The following is an 18,141-nucleotide window of genomic DNA, read 5'->3' as shown; positions in this document are numbered from 1 at the left end:
TTGCATGATTATTCACGCAAGTGGCACAGGCTTTGCTCTGGATCTCATGCCAGCAACTAGCCAGGACTCTGCCGCGATGAATGCCTCTGTTATCCCCTTCGATCAGATGACCCGCTTTATCCGGATTCGCAGCGAGCCTGATGCTCGGTTCGTCGAATTCGACTTCGCCATCGGTCATCCGGAACTGTTCGTTGAACTGGTACTGCCGCACGAGGCCTTCAAAACATTCTGCCAGCACAACCGTGTAGTGCAGATGGATGCAGCGATGTGCCGGGCAGTGGATGAAGACATGGCCAAGTGGCGCTTTGGTGATATCGGACGACGCGTAGCGAGCGACCGACGTTAAACACAAGCGATAGCCGGACACACAACAACAAGACGGTACGGTTGATATGAACATAGAAATCAAAACGACTACGACGGAGCCTCTCCGCCATACCTATGCCCACTTGCAACGCCGCTTTGGTGATAAGCCAGCGAGCCGTTATCAGGAAGCTAGCTACGACATAGAGGCGACCACAAACTTCCACTACCGACCTCTGTGGGACCCTCAGCGCCAACTCAACGATCCTAGCCGCACGGCGATTCGCATGGTCGATTGGCACGCGGTCACCGATCCGCGCCAGTACTACTACGGTGTCTATGTGCAGACCCGCGCGCGGATGCAAGAAGCCACCGAACATGCCTATGGCTTCTGTGAGAAACGCGGCCTTCTGAGTCGCCTACCCGAGGCACTGAAGAACAAGATCCTGCGCTACTTAGTGCCACTGCGGCATGCCGAGATGGGCGCCAACATGAACAACAGCGGTATTGCTGGCGACTGTATCGCAGCCACCATGACCCAGATGCATATCTATCAGGCCATGGATCGCCTGGGGATTGGCCAGTACCTATCGCGTATTGGCCTGCTGGTCGGTGAGGGCAGCGGTGGTGTGCTGGATCAAGCCAAGGGTTATTGGATGGATGACCCTATCTGGCAAGGCCTCCGCCGCTACGTCGAAGACAGTCTGGTGATTAAGGATTGGTTTGAGCTGACCCTGGCGCAGAACCTGCTGTTAGATGGTATGAGCTATCCGCTGATGTACCAGCGATTCGACCAGCAATTGGGCGAAGAAGGTGCGGGGGACGTGTCGATGCTGACCGAATTCATGCGCGACTGGTACGCCGAAAGCATCCGCTGGGTCGACGCCATGCTCAAGGTGGTGCTGGCCGAAAGTGCAGGCAACCGGGAACTGATCCAGGCCTGGGTAGATGTGTGGGAACCACGTGCCTATGCCGCCCTGCAACCATGGGCCGAAGAGGCTACCGGCCAGGCCGCCCTCGATGAGGTCCGCGCCGCGTTAGCCGTGCGCCTGCAAAAACTCGGTCTGCGCAGCCAAGGAGTGCCGGCATGAAACAGCTCGCCTTCATCGTATTTCAGGACAACGATAATGCCCGCTACCTGGTCGACGCCATTACCGAGGACAACCCTCACGCCGAGGTTCAGCACATGCCGGCGATGATCCGCGTCCAGGCCGAGAAGCGCCTGGAGATTCGCCGCGCGACGGTGGAAGCAAAAATCGGTCGCGAATGGGATGTCCAGGAAATGCTGACCGACGTGATCAGCATTGGCGGCAACGTGGCAGAGGACGACGACAGCTTCGTCCTCGAGTGGAAGAACTAGGAGGCAGACCATGACTACGCAGAAGAAAAAACTCAGCCTGAAAGATAAGTACCAGTACCTGACCCGTGACATGGCCTGGGAGCCGAGCTATCAGAAGAAGGCTGACATTTTTCCCGACGAAGATTTCGAAGGCATCAAGATCATCGACTGGGACAAGTGGGAAGATCCGTTTCGCCTGACCATGGATGCATACTGGAAATACCAGGCGGAGAAGGAAAAGAAGCTCTATGCGATCTTCGACGCCTTCGCTCAGAACAACGGCCACCAGAACATCTCCGATGCGCGTTACGTAAATGCCCTGAAGCTTTTCCTCGCCGGCGTTTCGCCACTGGAATACGGTGCCTTCCAGGGTTACTCACGAGCCGGTCGGCAGTTCAGCGGTGCAGGTGCGCGAGTCGCCTGTCAGATGCAGGCGATCGACGAGCTGCGCCACGTGCAGACGCAGATTCACGCGATGAGCCACTACAACAAGCACTTCAACGGCCTGCATGACTTCGGTCACATGCATGACCGGCTGTGGTTCCTCTCGGTGCCCAAGTCGTTCTTTGACGACGCGCGCTCGGCCGGTCCGTTTGAATTCCTTACTGCCATTTCGTTCTCTTTCGAGTACGTGCTGACCAACCTGCTATTTATACCGTTCATGTCCGGTGCCGCCTACAACGGCGATATGGCCACGGTCACCTTCGGTTTTTCCGCGCAGTCGGACGAAGCGCGGCACATGACCCTGGGCCTGGAAGTGATCAAGTTCATGCTTGAACAGCACGAAGACAATGTGCCGATCATCCAGCGCTGGATCGATAAGTGGTTTTGGCGCGGTTACCGCCTGCTCAGTCTGGTCGGCATGATGATGGACTATATGTTGCCGAACAAAGTGATGTCTTGGGCCGAAGCCTGGGAAGTCTATTACGAGCAGAACGGCGGCGCATTGTTCAAGGATCTTGAGCGCTACGGTATCCGTCCGCCTAAGTACCAGGAACAGGCAAATATCGGCAAGGAACACATCACCCACCAGATCTGGTCGACCTTCTACCAGTACAGCCAGGCCACCAACTTCCACACCTGGATTCCCAGCGAGGAAGAGCAGCAATGGCTCGCGGAAAAATACCCGGATACTTTCGATAAATACTACCGTCCGCGTTTTGATCACTGGCAGCAACAGCATGCCAAGGGCGAGCGTTTCTATAACCATACCCTGCCGCTGTTGTGCCAGGTATGCCAGGTGCCGCCGCTGTTCACCGAGCCGGACGACCCAACCATGCTCAGCCACCGGCAGATCGTGCATGAAGGCGAGCGCTATCACTTCTGCTCGGATGGCTGCCTCGACATCTTCCAGTTCGAACCGGAGAAGTACGTCCAGGCCTGGCTGCCGGTGCACCAGATTTACCAGGGCAACTGCGAGGGCAGCGACGTAAAAACCGTGGTTGAGAAGTACTACCACCTGAAAACCGGTGTGGACAATCTCGAGTACGTCGGCTCGCCCGAGTATCTGCGCTGGCTGGCCTGGAAGAAACTTGGCACCCCGCAAGCACCCGCCGGAGCGGACAGCAAGCTCGACGCTGCCTAATGCATTGCCCCGGTTAGGGGTGGCGCTGCCGCCCCTGACTCCCCTATTCCAAGAACAAGAGGGTCAACTCATGACTGTTAACGCCATCAGCGAATACAGCTCCACGCCGCGCGACCTGCAAGCCAATTTCAATGGGATGCAGCTGCTCTACGTCTATTGGGAAAAGCACCTGATTTTCTGTTCGCCCTTTGCCTTTCTCGTTGCCCCGACAATGACCTTTTCCGAGTTCATCGACCAGGTGCTCAAGGACGCGATCAAAGCCCATCCGGACAGCGCCAGAGTCGATTTTTCAGCGGCCGTCTGGACCCTCAATGGCGAGCGTCTAACCCCAGACCATGCCGCGAGCCTGGAGGCCAACGGCGTTGATCACAAGAGTCTGCTGCGCCTGAGCACACCAGGCCTGTCCGGTATCCAGGGTTCTTGCTGCTGAGAGGTGTGCTATGAGTTACAACGTCACTATTGAACCGACCGGTGAAGTCATCGAAGTGGAGGAGGGCCAGACCATTCTTCAGGCGGCCCTGCGTCAAGGTGTCTGGCTGCCGTTCGCCTGCGGGCATGGGACCTGCGCCACCTGCAAAGTGCAAGTGGTCGAGGGAGAGGTGGATATCGGCGCGGCCTCTCCATTCGCACTGATGGACATTGAACGTGACGAACGCAAGGTTTTAGCCTGCTGCGCCATACCACTCTCCGACCTAGTGATTGAGGCCGACGTCGATGCGGATCCGGACTTCCTCGGCCATCCGGTAGCGGATTACCACGGGGTGATCAGTGCCATCGTCGATCTCTCTCCAACCATCAAGGGCGTGCACATCCGACTAGATCGGCCTCTGCCGTTCCAGGCCGGGCAATACGTCAACCTGGTCCTGCCGGGTATAGACGGTACTCGCGCTTTCTCCCTGGCCAACCCGCCGAGCAAGGCCGACGAGATAGAGCTTCATGTGCGCCTGGTCGAGGGCGGGGTAGCCACCGGCTTTATCCACAATCAGCTGAAAGTCGGCGATCCGGTGGAGCTGTCCGGGCCCTATGGTCAGTTCTTTGTCCGCGACTCCCAAGCAGGCGCCTTGATTTTTATCTCCGGTGGTTCTGGTCTGTCTAGTCCGCAGTCGATGATCCTCGATCTGCTCGAGCGAGGCGACGGTCGCCGGATAACCCTGTTCCAGGGTGCACGCAACCGTGCCGAGCTTTACAACCGCGAGCTGTTCGAGGGGTTGGCGGTGCAGTACGAACACTTCAGCTACGTGCCGGCGCTCAACCAAGCCAATGACGATCCTGAATGGCAAGGCTTCAAGGGCTTCGTACACGACGCTGTCAAAGCGCATTTCGACGGTCGTTTCAGTGGGCAGAAGGCCTACCTGTGCGGTCCTCCACCAATGATCGACGCCGCCATTACGACCTTGATGCAGGGCCGGTTGTTCGAGCGCGACATTTTCATGGAGCGGTTTTTCACCGCTGCTGACGGTACCAGCGAGAGCACCCGTTCTGCCCTGTTCAAACGCATCTGAGGTGCGCCATGAACAGTATTGGTTATGAAGTTCTCGAAATCGTCAGCGGTCAGTCGTTCCGTTGCATGCCAGGCCAGTCGGTGCTGAGCGCGATGGAGCAACAGGGCAAGCGTTGCGTGCCCGTGGGCTGTCGGGGAGGTGGTTGCGGCCTGTGCAAAGTGCGCATTCTGAGCGGCACCTACCAGTGCCGCAAGATGAGCTGTAGACATGTTTCGCCGGAAGCGACCATGCAAGGTCTGGCCTTGGCTTGCCAACTGTTTCCCCAGACCGACCTGAGCATCGAATGCCTACGCCGCCAAGGCCCAGGCGATTACAACAACAAAAACCAGCAAGAGGTGTTGTCATGAAAAAAGGCGTTATGCGTCCTGGCCACGTCCAGCTTCGCGTACTCAATCTGGAGAGCGCTCTGATCCATTACCGCGACCTACTCGGCTTGATCGAGATGGACCGCGACGATCAGGGACGCATCTATCTGAAGGCCTGGACTGAGGTCGACAAGTTTTCCGTGGTGCTGCGTGAGGCTGACGAGCCTGGCATGGATTTCATGGGCTTTAAGGTGCTCAATGAAGCAACCCTAACCAGGCTCAGCGAAGACCTGTTGAATTACGGGTGCATGATCGAAAGTATTGCCGCTGGAGAACTGAAGGGATGCGGTCGGCGCATTCGTTTTCAGGCACCATCGGGGCATTTTTTCGAGCTCTATGCCGATAAGGAATACACCGGCAAGTGGGGTGTCGAGGAGATCAACCCGGAAGCGTGGCCACGCAACCTTGAAGGTATGCGCGCGGTACGTTTCGATCACTGCCTGATGTATGGCGATGAACTGCAGGCGACCCATGATCTGTTCACCGAGGTACTCGGGTTCTACCTGTCCGAGCAAGTGGTTGACGACGAGGGTACGCGCATCGCGCAGTTTCTCAGCCTCTCAACCAAGGCTCATGACGTGGCCTTTATTCAGCATGGAGAGAAGGGCAAGTTCCATCACGTCTCATTCTATCTGGAAACCTGGGAAGACGTATTACGCGCCGCCGACCTTATTTCCATGACCGACACGTCGATCGACATCGGACCGACCCGTCACGGTCTGACCCATGGCAAAACCATCTACTTTTTTGACCCTTCGGGCAATCGCAACGAGGTGTTCTGTGGTGGCGATTACAACTATCAGGACCACAGGCCAGTGACCTGGTTGGCCAAGGATCTGGGTAAGGCCATTTTCTATCACGACCGTGTGCTTAACGAAAGTTTCCTGACCGTGCTCACTTGAAAGTCCGGCTCGCCTTTTTTTCAGAGATTGCGCAAATGAAAGAGATCAAGCACTTCATTAACGGTGCCTTTGTCGGTTCGGCCAGCGGCCGCACCTTTGAAGACATCAACCCGGCCAACGGCAGGGTGATCGGCAATGTGCACGAGGCCGGTCGCGCCGAGGTCGATGCCGCGGTGCAGGCTGCCCGTGCTGCATTGCATGGGCCGTGGGGCAAGATGAGCGTGAACGAGCGGGCGGATATCCTGCACCGAGTGGCCGACGGCATTATCGCGCGCTTCGACGAGTTTCTCGATGCCGAATGCCTGGACACTGGCAAACCCAGGTCGCTGGCAAGCCATATCGACATCCCGCGCGGCGCGGCTAACTTCAAGGTGTTCGCCGACCTGCTGAAGAACGTGCCCAGCGAAGCCTACGAGATGGCCACGCCAGACGGCAACGGCGCGATCAACTACTCGGTGCGCCGACCCAAGGGGGTGATCGGAGTGATCAGTCCGTGGAATCTACCGTTGCTATTGATGACCTGGAAGGTCGGCCCTGCCCTGGCTTGCGGCAACACCGTTGTGGTTAAGCCTTCCGAGGAAACCCCGCTGACCACCACCCTGCTCGGCGAGGTGATGCAGACAGCCGGCGTGCCGGCCGGTGTGTACAACGTGGTTCATGGTTTCGGTGGCGACTCCGCCGGGGCCTTTCTCACCGAGCACACGGATGTCGACGCCTTCACCTTCACCGGCGAAACCGGTACTGGCGAGCTGATCATGCGCGCCGCCGCCAAGGGCGTGCGTCAGGTTTCCCTGGAGCTAGGCGGCAAAAACGCCGGAATCGTCTTTGCCGACTGTGACATGGATAAGGCCATAGAAGGCACCTTGCGGTCGGCGTTCGCCAATTGTGGCCAAGTATGTCTGGGCACTGAGCGATTGTATGTCGAACGCTCGATTTTCGAGGAATTCGTCGCCCGCCTGAAAGCGGGTGCCGAGAGCTTGGTGATCGGTCCACCGGACGATCCGGCGAGCAACTTCGGCCCCTTGGTTAGTCTTAAGCACCGCGAGAAGGTGCTGTCCTACTACCAGAAAGCAATTGACGACGGTGCCACCGTGGTCACCGGCGGCGGGGTACCGCAGATGCCGAGCGAGCTGTCTGGCGGGGCTTGGGTGCAGCCAACCATCTGGATCGGCCTGGCCGACGACTCTGCGGTAGTTACTGAGGAGATCTTCGGACCGTGCTGCCATATCCGTCCGTTCGACAGCGAAGCCGAAGTCATTGCCTTGGCCAACGGGCTACCCTTCGGTCTGTCCGCGACCCTCTGGAGCGAGAATGTCAGTCGCGCGCACCGCGTCGCCGCGCAACTGGAAGCCGGCATCGTCTGGGTCAATAGCTGGTTCCTGCGTGACCTGCGCACCGCCTTCGGTGGCAGTAAGCAATCCGGGATCGGCCGAGAAGGGGGTGTGCACTCGCTGGAGTTCTACACCGAACTGAAAAACATCTGCGTGAAATTGTGAGGCCGTCATGAACGCCCCCCGGAACAGCCCGGAAATCGGCCGCGAAATCCTCGCCGCTGGCTATCGCACCAACCTGCATGACAGTGGCGAAGGTTTTCCATTGATGATGATCCACGGCTCCGGTCCGGGCGTTACCGCCTGGGCGAACTGGCGTCTGGTGATACCCGAATTGGCCAAGAGCCGCAGGGTGATCGCCCCGGACATGCTCGGCTTCGGCTACAGCGAGCGCTCGGCAGATGGTCAATACCACCAGCAGCATTGGGTCGACCATGCACTTGGCGTGCTTGATGCCCTGGGCATTGAACAGGCTGACCTGATCGGCAACTCCTTCGGCGGCGGGCTGGCCCTGGCCTTGGCCATTCGCCACCCCGAGCGCGTGCGCCGGCTAGTGTTGATGGGCAGCGTCGGAGTGAGCTTTCCGATCACCCCAGGCCTCGATGACGTGTGGGGCTATGAACCATCCTTCGCCAGCATGCGCCGGCTGATGGACACCTTCGCCTACGACCGCAACTTGGTCACGGACGAGTTGGCCGAGTTGCGTTACCAGGCCAGCATACGTCCCGGTTTTCAAGAATCCTTCGCGCAGATGTTCCCGGCTCCGCGTCAGCGTTGGGTCGATGGCCTGGCCAGTAGCGTGGCGGATATTCGTGCCCTGCCACATGAGACCTTGGTGATCCATGGGCGCGAGGATCAGGTGATCCCCCTAGCCACCTCACTGACCCTGGCTGAATTAATCGTCCGCGCGCAACTGCACGTATTCGGGCAGTGCGGCCACTGGACGCAGATAGAACATGCCGCCCGCTTCGCTCGCCTGGTCGGTGACTTCCTTGCCGAGGCAGACGCCACCAGCCTTTCCTGAGAGAGACGAGAATGGACAAGATATTGATCAATGAGCTCGGCGACGAGCTGTACCAGGCGATGGTTAACCGTGAGGCGATCAGCCCGCTGACCGAGCGGGGCTTCGACATGAGCATCGACGACGCCTACCACATCTCTCTGCGTATGCTCGAGCGCCGCCTAGCGGCCGGAGAGAAGATAATCGGCAAGAAGATCGGGGTTACTAGCAAGGCGGTGCAGAACATGCTCAATGTGCACCAGCCGGACTTCGGTTACCTGACCAACCGCATGGTGTTCAACAGTGGCGAAGCGGTGCCGATCAGCCAATTGCTGATGCAGCCCAAGGCCGAAGGTGAGATCGCCTTCATCCTCAAGAAAGATCTGATTGGCCCCGGCGTGACAAATGCAGATGTGCTGGCTGCCACCGAATGCGTAATGCCGTGTTTCGAAATCGTCGATTCGCGTATCCGCGATTGGAAAATAAAGATCCAGGACACGGTGGCAGACAACGCCTCTTGCGGCCTATTCATACTCGGTGACCAAGCCGTGTCACCGCGGCAGGTCGACTTAGTCACCTGCGGCATGGTGATAGAAAAGAATGGCCATGTGATTAGCACAGGGGCCGGTGCGGCGGCACTCGGATCGCCGGTCAACTGTGTGACCTGGCTGGCCAACACCCTCGGCCGCTTCGGCATCCCGCTGAAAGCTGGGGAAGTGATTCTCTCCGGGTCGCTGGTACCACTAGAGCCGATCAAGGCTGGTGATGTAATGCGCGTCGACATCGGTGGTATTGGCAGCGCCTCTGTGCGTTTCACTTGATCCTGGGAGCTCATAATGAACAATAAACTCAAAGTCGCCATCGTCGGTTCCGGCAACATCGGCACCGATCTGATGATCAAGATTCTGCGTAATGCAAAACACCTGGAAATGGCCGTCATGGTCGGTATCGACCCGGCCTCCGATGGCCTGGCCCGTGCGCAGCGCATGGGCGTGGCCATCACTCATGAAGGGGTGGAAGGGCTGACCCGCATGGACGTGTTCAAGGACATCGATTTCGTTTTCGATGCGACCTCGGCCGGTGCCCATGTGAAGAACGACGCGTTCCTGCGTTCGATCAAACCGGGGATCCGCCTGATCGACCTGACCCCGGCCGCCATCGGTCCGTACTGCGTGCCGGTGGTCAACCTGGAGCAAAACCTCCACTCGTTGAACGTGAACATGGTCACCTGCGGTGGCCAAGCCACTATTCCGATGGTCGCCGCCGTGTCGCGGGTGGCCAAGGTGCATTACGCCGAAATCGTCGCCTCGATCGCCAGCAAATCTGCCGGCCCCGGCACCCGCGCCAACATCGATGAATTCACCGAAACCACCTCCAAAGCCATCGAAGTGATCGGCGGCGCGAGCAAGGGCAAGGCGATCATCGTGATGAACCCGGCCGAGCCGCCGCTGATGATGCGCGACACCGTTTTCGTGCTGTCCGAAGCTGCCGACCAGGCTGAGATCGAAGCGTCCATCGAAGAAATGGCCGCTGCGGTGAACGCCTACGTGCCGGGCTATCGCTTGAAACAAAAGGTGCAGTTCGACGTCATCCCTGAGTCGGCACCGCTGAAGATCCCTGGGCTGGGCACGTTCTCCGGGCTGAAGACCTCGATTTTCCTCGAAGTCGAAGGCGCCGCCCATTACCTGCCAGCCTACGCCGGCAACCTCGACATCATGACCTCCGCAGCCTTGGCCACCGCCGAGCGCATGGCGCTGTCGATGCTGAACGCCTAAGGAGAATCGCCATGAGTTTTAATCCCGGTAAAAAGCTGTACATCTCCGACGTCACCCTGCGCGACGGTAGCCATGCGGTTCGTCATCAGTACTCGATCCAGAACGTGCAGGACATTGCCCGGGCTCTGGACAAGGCCAAGGTCGACAGCATCGAAGTCGCCCACGGTGACGGTCTGCAAGGCTCCAGCTTCAACTACGGCTTCGCCTCGCACACCGATCTGGAGTGGATCGAAGCGGCTGCCGATGTGATCCGCCATGCCAAAATCACCACCCTGTTGTTGCCCGGAATCGGCACGGTGCATGACCTCAAGGCGGCCTACAACGCCGGTGCTCGCGTGGTCAGGATCGCCACTCACTGCACCGAAGCGGACGTGTCCAAACAGCACATCGAATACGCCCGTGAACTGGGCATGGACACCGTTGGCTTCCTGATGATGAGCCACATGATCCCGGCCGAGCAGTTGGCCGCGCAGGCCAAGTTGATGGAAAGCTATGGCGCGACCTGCGTGTACATGGCCGACTCCGGTGGGGCCATGAACATGCAGGATATCCGCGATCGCTTCCGTGCGTTCAAGGCCGTGCTGAAGCCAGAAACCGAGACCGGTATGCACGCCCACCACAACCTGAGCCTGGGGGTGGCCAACTCCATTACTGCGGTGGAGGAGGGTTGCGACCGGATCGACGCCAGCCTCGCCGGGATGGGCGCCGGTGCCGGTAATGCGCCGCTGGAAGTGTTCATTGCCGCCGCCGAACGCCTCGGTTGGAACCACGGTACCGACCTGTACACCTTGATGGACGCAGCCGACGACATCGTGCGTCCGTTGCAGGACCGTCCGGTGCGGGTTGACCGCGAGACCTTGGCGCTGGGTTATGCCGGCGTTTACTCAAGCTTCCTGCGCCACGCCGAAGTCGCCGCTGCCAAGTACGGCCTCAAGACTCTGGACATCCTGGTCGAGCTGGGCAGGCGCCGGATGGTGGGTGGTCAAGAAGACATGATCGTTGATGTCGCCCTCAATCTTCTAGCCGTCCGTAAGGAGCAACGCTCATGAACCGTACCCTGACCCGCGAACAGGTGCTGGCCCTCGCGGAGCACGTCGAAAACGCTGAACTGCATGTGCATGAGATCAGCAAGGTGACTAACGACTATCCAAAGATGACATTTGCAGACGCCTACGACGTGCAGTGGGAAATCCGCCGGCGTAAGGAGGCCCGAGGCAACAAGATCGTCGGAATGAAGATGGGTTTGACCTCTTGGGCGAAGATGGCGCAGATGGGCGTGGAAACGCCGATCTATGGCTTTCTCGCCGACTACTTCAGCATCGCCGACGGCGGCGTAGTGGACTGCTCAAAACTGATCCATCCGAAAGTCGAGGCGGAGATTAGCTTCGTTACCAAGGCACCTCTGTACGGCCCTGGTTGCCACATTGGTCAGGTACTGGCAGCCACCGACTTCATCATCCCGACTGTGGAAGTGATCGATTCGCGCTACGAGAACTTCAAGTTCGACCTGATCAGCGTGGTCGCCGACAACGCCTCTTCGACCCGCTTTATCAGCGGCGGGAAAATGGCCAATGTGGCCGATCTCGACCTGCGCACCATCGGTGTAGTGATGGAGAAAAACGGTGAAGTGGTGGAGCTCGGTGCTGGCGCTGCGGTGCTCGGTCACCCGGCATCCAGCGTGGCGATGTTGGCTAATCTGCTGGCCGAGCGCGGCGAACACATCCCGGCGGGTAGTTTCATCATGACCGGTGGTATCACCGCAGCGGTGCCGGTGGCACCAGGCGACAACATCACCGTACGCTACCAGGGCCTCGGTTCGGTCTCTGCACGCTTTATCTAACCCCCTTTACTGCCGGCTTCCGAGCCGGCCGCTAAACGCAAGGAAAGGCACCATGCCGATTGCCCAGTTGTATATCCTCGAAGGTCGTACCAATGAGCAGAAGGAAACCCTGATCCGTGAAGTGAGCGAGGCCATGTCGCGCTCGCTGGACGCGCCCATCGAACGGGTCCGAGTGATCATCACCGAAATGCCGAAAAACCACTTTGGTATTGGTGGTGAATCGGCAAGTAAGCTCAAACGCTAATGTGCGTGCATAACATGATCAACAAATGCTGAGAATGGTTTGGCTTGGCCCATTTTTCAAAGTACTTTGTCATACGTGATTGAAGAATAACCGGCAAGAAATTAGAGATCAAACCGGTTTTTCGCTTTATTAATAAAGAGCTTCGTGAGTATGTGGAGACTGCTATTCCTCGCGTAAAAATAGAGCCTCTTGAGTTTCTGTGCTCGCTACAATGGCTATCATTACTTGGCAATTAACCATTAACTGTGTATAAATTCTGATATAATGGAAGTGACCATGAATAATAATAAAAACAATATTTTACTGACGGAAAACACACACATTATCTACGTTCTGTATTTGTTGTTCTGTATCAGTCTGAGCCTACTGACGGTAGGGTTTTCAGACGGTGTGCAGGCAACTGAAGGTGGCGGGTCCAGCTATCCAATGGGCGCTGAAAACTACATGACCGGCGCGATGCCACCGCCTGGTCTTTACGGTATGGTTTTTGCCAGCCATTACGATGCGGATTCGCTGCGCGGTAACAACGGCGAAAAACTGCCGCTGGACTTTCGAGTCCAAGCCAGTTCGATTGATCCGCGCTTTATCTGGGTGACCGATCAGCAGATATTGGGTGGTACCCTGGGGTTCCATACCATTATGCCGTTAGTTGACCTAAAAGTTGATCTCAATGGCCAGTCGCAAAGAAAGCGAGGATTAGGTGATATAACACTCGGGACGGCGTTGGGCTATCACCTGAGCGAGAAGTTACACGCCATCGTCGCACTCGATATAATTACGCCGGCCGGTGAATATGATCGTAACGATTTGGCCAATATAGGTCGCAACTATTGGGATATACAACCGATTCTGGCGTTTTCGTATATCGATCCGGTGGGTTTGAATGCCGATGCAAAAATCATGTATGACTTCAATACGAAAAATAACGCGACCGATTACACATCAGGCCAAGAGTTGCACGTCGACTATTCGGTGGGTTGGGGACTGGGCAGCGGTTGGGTAGTGGGTTTGGGCGGCTATGTCTATCAGCAGACCACAGATGATCGGCAGTACGGTGAAACCATCGAAGGCAACAAAGGGCACGCGCTTGCCATTGGTCCTTCGATCAAATACGCCAGCAACAAAGGTTGGTTCCTGACCGCAAAATGGGAGCAGGAATCCGACGTGCGAAATCGTGCGCAAGGCGATGCTTACTGGTTGAAGCTGGCGGTGCCGTTCTGAGTTAGAGCTTTCGAAAAAATCTCAAGGAGCTGTCAAGGGATTGATGTCAGCTCCGAATTTTTAGCTCGGGAGGTAAATCCCCCCTGTCTGCGCGGATGCTCAAGCAGGGGGGACTACCGCAACGATCCGGGCAGTGGATATCCGAGCACCGAGCACATGACTTCAATAAGGAACATCCCCGTGTCTAGTCTGCGAAACATGCCCATCAACCGCCGCCTTTGGCTAATTCTGCTGGTTTCTTTGTTAATGCTGCTGGCACTTGCCGCCGTCATGCTGCAGCGAAGTTATAGCAACCACTACAGCGCCAAGATTCAGCAGCCCCGTAATGCTGTGGAAAACACGCTGGGCGTTTTTGCCTATTTCCAGGGGTTGGAGCAGGCTGGCAAGCTGACCCGTGAACAAGCCCAGGAGCAGGCTAAGGAGATGGTGCGCGGTCTGCGTTATGCTAGCCAGGAATACTTTTTCATCCAGGATTTGCGTTCAGTGATGCTAATGAATCCGGTCAATCCTCAGATGGAGGGGCAGGACGTCGGCGGTCTGAAGGACAGCAACGGTCTGTTGTTTGCCGCTGAAATGATACGCATCGCCAAAGAACAGGGCGCTGGCATGCTTGCCTACACGTGGCCCAAGCCAGGGTACAGCGAGCCGTTGGACAAGGTTTCCTACATTGCGTTGTTCAAACCCTGGGGCTGGGTACTTGGCTCCGGAGTCTACATCGACGACATAAAGGCGCCGTTCCGCGATGAACTGCTGCAGACGTCTTTGCTCTGTCTGCTGATCGCCTTGTTGTTGGCCGTCGCCGTCAGCCTGATCGTGCGCAGCATATCCCGTCCGCTTCAGCAGACGGTCGAGGCCATGGCCAATATCGCCAGTGGCGAAGGTGACCTGACTCGCCAGTTGCAGGTGAGTGGCCGTGACGAGCTCAGTTCCCTGGCACTGCATTTCAACGCCTTCACCGGTAAGCTGCGCCAGGTGATTGGAGAAATGCTCGAGGCTGCGCAATTGCTGGATCGCTCCGCCCATTCCCTGAGTGACAGCGCCAGTGCTGCCCAGCAGCAAAGTGGTCAGCAGTCGCAACAGATGGAACAGGTGGCCACAGCTATCAACGAGGTAGCCTATAGCGTGCAAGATGTGGCGAAGAGCTCCGAACATGCCGCCGCTGAAGTTCGTAGTGCCGAGCATCAGGCGGAACAGGGCTTGCAGAGCATCGACCGCAGCTTGACGCAGATCGATCAGTTGTCGACCACCATTGGCCAAGCGGTGAATGTGATCCAGTCACTGGATGAGGACAGTACTCAGATAGGCGGTGTGCTGGAGGTCATTCGTGCCATCGCTGAACAGACCAATCTACTGGCGCTCAACGCTGCCATCGAAGCTGCCCGCGCCGGAGAACAGGGGCGCGGCTTTGCCGTGGTCGCCGACGAGGTACGCCTGCTGGCCCAGCGCACCCAGCAGTCGACTGCGGAAATCCAGATGATGATCGAACAACTGCAGGGTAAGTCCAGAGCCGCGGTAAGTGTGATCAACGCCAGCAGTCATGCTTCCCGGTTGACGCTGGAACAAGCCAGTCAGGCCGGCACCAGCTTGAGCCAGATCGCCGGGGCGCTGCGCAACATCAGCGGTTTGGGCGCTTCCATCGCCAGCGCTACATTGCAACAGGCGCATGTGGTCGACGAGATCAACCAAAATGTCGCCCAGACCGCTAGCCTGGCCCAGAGCAATGCTCAAGCTGCCGAAGAGTCGAACTCAGCCAGCCAGCAACTGAGCCATGTGGTCAGGCAGCTGTATCAACTACTGGGACAGTTTCGCGTGTAAAAGGTAGCCATTGCAGTTTCCGCCGAGATGCTGAAACGATCGTTCCTGGAGTGGTTCGTGGCACTACAATAATTGCTGAGTCAGCTGGCCACGGCATCGGACTCAACTTCAAATATCCCATGACGAGCTGATATCGCCCAAGCGATCTGAGCCAGTTTGTTGGTCAAAGCACAGGCCACCACGTTCGAGTGCCGTCGTATCAGCCGTGCGCGGACCCAATCTGCCTGAGATTTTTGTCACCGCGCTTGCTGATCCCCAGCAGGTTAGCCTTGTCGCCCGTGCTGTATTGCCTGGGCACTAGGCCAACAGAGGCGGGAAAGTCGCGGCTGCAGCGATACTGTTTGCCATCGCCCATCTCGACAGCCAGCAGGCTGGCGGTGATCGGGCCGACACACGGCATGCTCAGCAAGCGGTTGCCCAGATCATCGTCGGCCAGTTGGCACGCCAGCTCTTTATCCAACGCCTTGATTTGCTCATCCAAGTAGACAAAGTGATCGTGCAGGCGCTGCAACAACACCGTCAGCCGCACGGGTAATTCATGCTCAGGCAAGACGCTCGCCAAACGCTTCATAACCGCCAGGCCTTTAGGCAAGCTGATTCCAAACTCCAGCAGAAAACCGTGCATCTGATTGGCGGTTTTGGTGCGATCGCGCACCAGCGATTCGCGCATACGATGCAACACTGAAAGGGTTTGCTGGGCTTCGGTTTTAGGCGTAACGAAACGCATTGAAGGGCGGGAAGCCGCCTCACAAATCGCCTCAGCGTCGACAAAGTCGTTTTTGTTGCCCTTGACGAAGGGACGAACAAGCTGTGGAGAGACCAGCTTGGCCGTGTGCCCCATCGCCATCAGCTGGCGAGCGACAAAATGGGACCCGGCACAGCACAGGGCCGTCAAACGCGGCCAACAAGGTCGAAGCTCAGAGCGCGCAGTCAGAGCAAGTAGCCCGTTGCTTGTCCGAGGTAGTTGTCTTTTGCTCCGACGAGGTGCAGTGGCATTTGCTGTATCGCATGAGGGGATGGAGCTTCGAAAGTGCCCACTATTTGGGAGTGTCTCTCACTCTGCTCGGTCGACTCTTCTACCCGTGCCTTAGCCATTCTCGCGTGGTTCGCTGCGATTTCATTGAGAGTTGACACGTTACATCTCCCGGTGACTGACCAAGCGCATCGCTGGAGTCCTTAAGTGTTAAGTTGATTGCCGCCGCGTCAGAATTACGTCGTTCTGGGGCCGCTACGAGCGTCCTGTGCAATCCTTAAGCCATGCATGGTCGCGTATTCCGCGTTACGTTTGCAGAGGCGACGAACGGAGTCGGCGGCTTGCGCCTTGCCGGCGCCAGAAGTGTCGGCGCAAGAAATTGTAACGTTGCATAAGAAGCTGCATATGTCTCAGCCCGTCTTCGCTCGTCACATGAGAGCCAGCCCTTGACACCTTCAAGGTGTACGCGCCGTCGAAATTCCAAAACCCCAAGGCGGAACAAGACAGTTGGGTATTCCCTGCGTCGTGGACCGTTTGATCCAACAGGCACTGCAGCTACTATAGCTACGGTTTTCGTCCGGGCAGAACCGCTCGCCAAACCATCGAAATCGCCCGTGCCCATGTGGCGGCGGGTCACCGCTGGTGCGTGGAACTTGATCTTGAGAAATTCTTTGATCGGGTCAGCCATGATGTGCTGATGGTTTACGTGCAGCGCCAAATCGAAGTCCGGCAAGTTATCAAGCTGATCCGCCGTTACCTCGGAGCGGGGGTGATGTCGGGCGGGATCGTCAGTCGACGGCATCGTTAGCTATATATAGACGTGTTTTAACGATGTGACAGGTTTGTGAAATTAGGTGTTGACGGCCCGTCAAATCTCTCTATAATTCGCACCTCTTCCGGAGCAGATGAAACGGAAAACTCCTTGTAAATCAAAGAGTTATCCAGAGTAAGCGGCGAGGAAGGGGTTTTGATCTTCTGGATCGAAAGCGGTAGAAAAGAGGTGTTGACAGCAGCGTGTAACGCTGTAGAATTCGCCTCCCGCTAACGAGAGACGTGAAGTTGATCGAAGCGCAAGTGGTTGAAGTTGCAAAGGAAACTTTGAAACTTGTTAAAATAACCGCTTGACAGCAACAGGGGCTGCTGTAGAATGCGCGCCTCGGCTGAGACGAAAGATCTCAACCACCCGCTCTTTAACAACTGAATCAAGCAATTCGTGTGGGTGCTTGTGCTGTAAGACTGAAGTCAACTGATTGTCAGCATCACAAGTTACTCCGCGAGAAATCAAAGATGTAACCAACGATTGCTGAGCTAAGTTTAGGGTTTTGTCAAAACCCAAAGATGTTTGAACTGAAGAGTTTGATCATGGCTCAGATTGAACGCTGGCGGCAGGCCTAACACATGCAAGTCGAGCGGCAGCACGGGTACTTGTACCTGGTGGCGAGCGGCGGACGGGTGAGTAATACCTAGGAATCTGCCTGGTAGTGGGGGATAACGTTCGGAAACGGACGCTAATACCGCATACGTCCTACGGGAGAAAGCAGGGGACCTTCGGGCCTTGCGCTATCAGATGAGCCTAGGTCGGATTAGCTAGTTGGTGAGGTAATGGCTCACCAAGGCTACGATCCGTAACTGGTCTGAGAGGATGATCAGTCACACTGGAACTGAGACACGGTCCAGACTCCTACGGGAGGCAGCAGTGGGGAATATTGGACAATGGGCGAAAGCCTGATCCAGCCATGCCGCGTGTGTGAAGAAGGTCTTCGGATTGTAAAGCACTTTAAGTTGGGAGGAAGGGCAGTTACCTAATACGTATCTGTTTTGACGTTACCGACAGAATAAGCACCGGCTAACTCTGTGCCAGCAGCCGCGGTAATACAGAGGGTGCAAGCGTTAATCGGAATTACTGGGCGTAAAGCGCGCGTAGGTGGTTCGTTAAGTTGGATGTG

18 protein-coding genes, 1 rRNA gene and 3 pseudogenes (1 of these 22 only partly in view) are annotated in these 18,141 nt (G+C 57.1%); 20 read left to right on the top strand and 2 right to left on the bottom strand.

Translation table 11 applies throughout. From position 1 onward, the window contains the following. The first annotated feature begins 76 nt into the window (after positions 1-76). The 18 genes and pseudogenes from AC1ME2_RS03265 (at position 77) to AC1ME2_RS03180 (ending at position 15,222) form a co-directional block, all read left to right on the top strand. Entirely contained in the window at positions 77-346 is a 270-nt protein-coding gene (locus AC1ME2_RS03265) for a phenol hydroxylase subunit (RefSeq protein ID WP_480439288.1), read from the top strand. A 46-nt stretch (positions 347-392) separates the two neighbouring features. Then, positions 393-1,394, top strand: coding sequence for an aromatic/alkene monooxygenase hydroxylase subunit beta (locus AC1ME2_RS03260; protein WP_480439286.1), 1,002 nt, complete (start codon positions 393-395; stop codon positions 1,392-1,394). After that, positions 1,391-1,663 (top strand): MmoB/DmpM family protein, encoded by a 273-nt coding sequence (locus AC1ME2_RS03255; protein ID WP_480439284.1) that lies wholly within the window; start codon positions 1,391-1,393, stop codon positions 1,661-1,663. Before AC1ME2_RS03260 ends, AC1ME2_RS03255 begins: the two co-directional genes overlap by 4 nt. Positions 1,664-1,673: 10 nt before the next feature. Next, positions 1,674-3,227: an aromatic/alkene/methane monooxygenase hydroxylase/oxygenase subunit alpha gene (locus tag AC1ME2_RS03250; RefSeq protein ID WP_480439282.1), complete on the top strand. Its 1,554-nt coding sequence runs from the start codon at positions 1,674-1,676 to the stop codon at positions 3,225-3,227. 70 nt (positions 3,228-3,297) lie between these two features. Continuing rightward, positions 3,298-3,657 (top strand): phenol hydroxylase subunit P4, encoded by a 360-nt coding sequence (locus AC1ME2_RS03245; RefSeq protein WP_480439280.1) that lies wholly within the window; start codon positions 3,298-3,300, stop codon positions 3,655-3,657. A gap of 10 nt (positions 3,658-3,667) precedes the next feature. Next, complete coding sequence (gene dmpP / locus AC1ME2_RS03240) at positions 3,668-4,729, top strand: phenol 2-monooxygenase reductase component DmpP (RefSeq protein WP_480439278.1); 1,062 nt, start codon at positions 3,668-3,670, stop codon at positions 4,727-4,729. Between the two features lie 8 nt (positions 4,730-4,737). Next, the gene (locus tag AC1ME2_RS03235) at positions 4,738-5,076 is read left to right on the top strand and encodes a 2Fe-2S iron-sulfur cluster binding domain-containing protein (RefSeq protein ID WP_480439276.1); all 339 of its coding nucleotides are present in this window, start codon (positions 4,738-4,740) and stop codon (positions 5,074-5,076) included. Next, entirely contained in the window at positions 5,073-5,996 is a 924-nt protein-coding gene (locus tag AC1ME2_RS03230; protein WP_480439274.1) for a catechol 2,3-dioxygenase, read from the top strand. The genes AC1ME2_RS03235 and AC1ME2_RS03230 overlap by 4 nt, the downstream gene beginning before the upstream one ends. 35 nt (positions 5,997-6,031) lie before the next feature. Next, positions 6,032-7,492, top strand: coding sequence for a 2-hydroxymuconic semialdehyde dehydrogenase (locus AC1ME2_RS03225; protein WP_480439272.1), 1,461 nt, complete (start codon positions 6,032-6,034; stop codon positions 7,490-7,492). A 7-nt stretch (positions 7,493-7,499) separates the two neighbouring features. Further along, positions 7,500-8,351, top strand: a complete 852-nt coding sequence (locus AC1ME2_RS03220) for an alpha/beta fold hydrolase (protein WP_480439270.1) — start codon at positions 7,500-7,502, stop codon at positions 8,349-8,351. An 11-nt stretch (positions 8,352-8,362) separates the two neighbouring features. After that, a complete protein-coding gene (dmpE, locus tag AC1ME2_RS03215) occupies positions 8,363-9,148 on the top strand; it encodes a 2-oxopent-4-enoate hydratase (protein ID WP_480439268.1) in 786 nt (261 codons plus the stop codon). A gap of 15 nt (positions 9,149-9,163) precedes the next feature. After that, positions 9,164-10,102, top strand: a complete 939-nt coding sequence (locus tag AC1ME2_RS03210; RefSeq protein ID WP_480439266.1) for an acetaldehyde dehydrogenase (acetylating) — start codon at positions 9,164-9,166, stop codon at positions 10,100-10,102. Positions 10,103-10,113: 11 nt separating this feature from the next. Further along, a complete protein-coding gene (gene dmpG, locus AC1ME2_RS03205; RefSeq protein WP_480439265.1) occupies positions 10,114-11,151 on the top strand; it encodes a 4-hydroxy-2-oxovalerate aldolase in 1,038 nt (345 codons plus the stop codon). Then, positions 11,148-11,942: a 2-oxo-3-hexenedioate decarboxylase gene (gene dmpH, locus AC1ME2_RS03200; RefSeq protein ID WP_480439264.1), complete on the top strand. Its 795-nt coding sequence runs from the start codon at positions 11,148-11,150 to the stop codon at positions 11,940-11,942. The genes dmpG and dmpH overlap by 4 nt, the downstream gene beginning before the upstream one ends. Before the next feature lie 52 nt (positions 11,943-11,994). Next, a complete protein-coding gene (locus AC1ME2_RS03195) occupies positions 11,995-12,186 on the top strand; it encodes a 2-hydroxymuconate tautomerase (protein ID WP_480439263.1) in 192 nt (63 codons plus the stop codon). Positions 12,187-12,462: 276 nt separating this feature from the next. Then, positions 12,463-13,407, top strand: coding sequence for a SphA family protein (locus AC1ME2_RS03190; protein WP_480439261.1), 945 nt, complete (start codon positions 12,463-12,465; stop codon positions 13,405-13,407). 156 nt (positions 13,408-13,563) lie between these two features. After that, positions 13,564-14,367: pseudogene (locus AC1ME2_RS03185) on the top strand (cache domain-containing protein); the annotation flags it as partial. A gap of 24 nt (positions 14,368-14,391) precedes the next feature. Further along, on the top strand, positions 14,392-15,222 hold the full coding sequence (locus AC1ME2_RS03180; protein WP_480441970.1) for a methyl-accepting chemotaxis protein: 831 nt from the start codon (positions 14,392-14,394) through the stop codon (positions 15,220-15,222). A gap of 80 nt (positions 15,223-15,302) precedes the next feature. Here AC1ME2_RS03180 and AC1ME2_RS03175 read toward each other — a convergent pair. Together AC1ME2_RS03175 and AC1ME2_RS03170 are read right to left on the bottom strand one after the other, a co-directional pair. Further along, positions 15,303-16,240 (bottom strand): annotated as a pseudogene (locus AC1ME2_RS03175) (IS110 family RNA-guided transposase). Then, positions 16,153-16,356: a hypothetical protein gene (locus AC1ME2_RS03170; protein WP_480439260.1), complete on the bottom strand. Its 204-nt coding sequence runs from the start codon at positions 16,354-16,356 to the stop codon at positions 16,153-16,155. Before AC1ME2_RS03170 ends, AC1ME2_RS03175 begins: the two are co-directional and overlap by 88 nt. A 289-nt stretch (positions 16,357-16,645) precedes the next feature. On the opposite strand from AC1ME2_RS03170, the pseudogene AC1ME2_RS03165 reads away from it, so the two are divergent. Continuing rightward, positions 16,646-16,994, top strand: a pseudogene (locus AC1ME2_RS03165) (reverse transcriptase domain-containing protein); the annotation flags it as partial. Between the two features lie 545 nt (positions 16,995-17,539). Then, a 16S ribosomal RNA gene (locus AC1ME2_RS03160) occupies positions 17,540-18,141 on the top strand (it continues 937 nt past the right edge of the window).

It is taken from the genome of Pseudomonas sp. ASL9, assembly GCF_056680335.1.
The sequence above is the reverse complement of the archived record's forward strand: the minus strand, read 5'-3'. Positions and strand labels throughout refer to the sequence as shown.

What these genes read in the sequence shown, in the direction of transcription:
- AC1ME2_RS03235 (WP_480439276.1), top strand. Translation starts at nt 4,738, where the DNA reads ATGAACAGTATTGGTTATGAAGTTCTCGAAATCGTCAGCGGTCAGTCG.
- AC1ME2_RS03180 (WP_480441970.1), top strand. Translation starts at nt 14,392, where the DNA reads ATGCTCGAGGCTGCGCAATTGCTGGATCGCTCCGCCCATTCCCTGAGT.
- AC1ME2_RS03225 (WP_480439272.1), top strand. Translation starts at nt 6,032, where the DNA reads ATGAAAGAGATCAAGCACTTCATTAACGGTGCCTTTGTCGGTTCGGCC.
- AC1ME2_RS03195 (WP_480439263.1), top strand. Translation starts at nt 11,995, where the DNA reads ATGCCGATTGCCCAGTTGTATATCCTCGAAGGTCGTACCAATGAGCAG.
- AC1ME2_RS03190 (WP_480439261.1), top strand. Translation starts at nt 12,463, where the DNA reads ATGAATAATAATAAAAACAATATTTTACTGACGGAAAACACACACATT.
- AC1ME2_RS03260 (WP_480439286.1), top strand. Translation starts at nt 393, where the DNA reads ATGAACATAGAAATCAAAACGACTACGACGGAGCCTCTCCGCCATACC.
- AC1ME2_RS03220 (WP_480439270.1), top strand. Translation starts at nt 7,500, where the DNA reads ATGAACGCCCCCCGGAACAGCCCGGAAATCGGCCGCGAAATCCTCGCC.
- AC1ME2_RS03210 (WP_480439266.1), top strand. Translation starts at nt 9,164, where the DNA reads ATGAACAATAAACTCAAAGTCGCCATCGTCGGTTCCGGCAACATCGGC.
- AC1ME2_RS03265 (WP_480439288.1), top strand. Translation starts at nt 77, where the DNA reads ATGAATGCCTCTGTTATCCCCTTCGATCAGATGACCCGCTTTATCCGG.
- dmpE (WP_480439268.1), top strand. Translation starts at nt 8,363, where the DNA reads ATGGACAAGATATTGATCAATGAGCTCGGCGACGAGCTGTACCAGGCG.
- AC1ME2_RS03250 (WP_480439282.1), top strand. Translation starts at nt 1,674, where the DNA reads ATGACTACGCAGAAGAAAAAACTCAGCCTGAAAGATAAGTACCAGTAC.
- dmpH (WP_480439264.1), top strand. Translation starts at nt 11,148, where the DNA reads ATGAACCGTACCCTGACCCGCGAACAGGTGCTGGCCCTCGCGGAGCAC.
- AC1ME2_RS03245 (WP_480439280.1), top strand. Translation starts at nt 3,298, where the DNA reads ATGACTGTTAACGCCATCAGCGAATACAGCTCCACGCCGCGCGACCTG.
- AC1ME2_RS03255 (WP_480439284.1), top strand. Translation starts at nt 1,391, where the DNA reads ATGAAACAGCTCGCCTTCATCGTATTTCAGGACAACGATAATGCCCGC.
- AC1ME2_RS03230 (WP_480439274.1), top strand. Translation starts at nt 5,073, where the DNA reads ATGAAAAAAGGCGTTATGCGTCCTGGCCACGTCCAGCTTCGCGTACTC.
- dmpP (WP_480439278.1), top strand. Translation starts at nt 3,668, where the DNA reads ATGAGTTACAACGTCACTATTGAACCGACCGGTGAAGTCATCGAAGTG.
- dmpG (WP_480439265.1), top strand. Translation starts at nt 10,114, where the DNA reads ATGAGTTTTAATCCCGGTAAAAAGCTGTACATCTCCGACGTCACCCTG.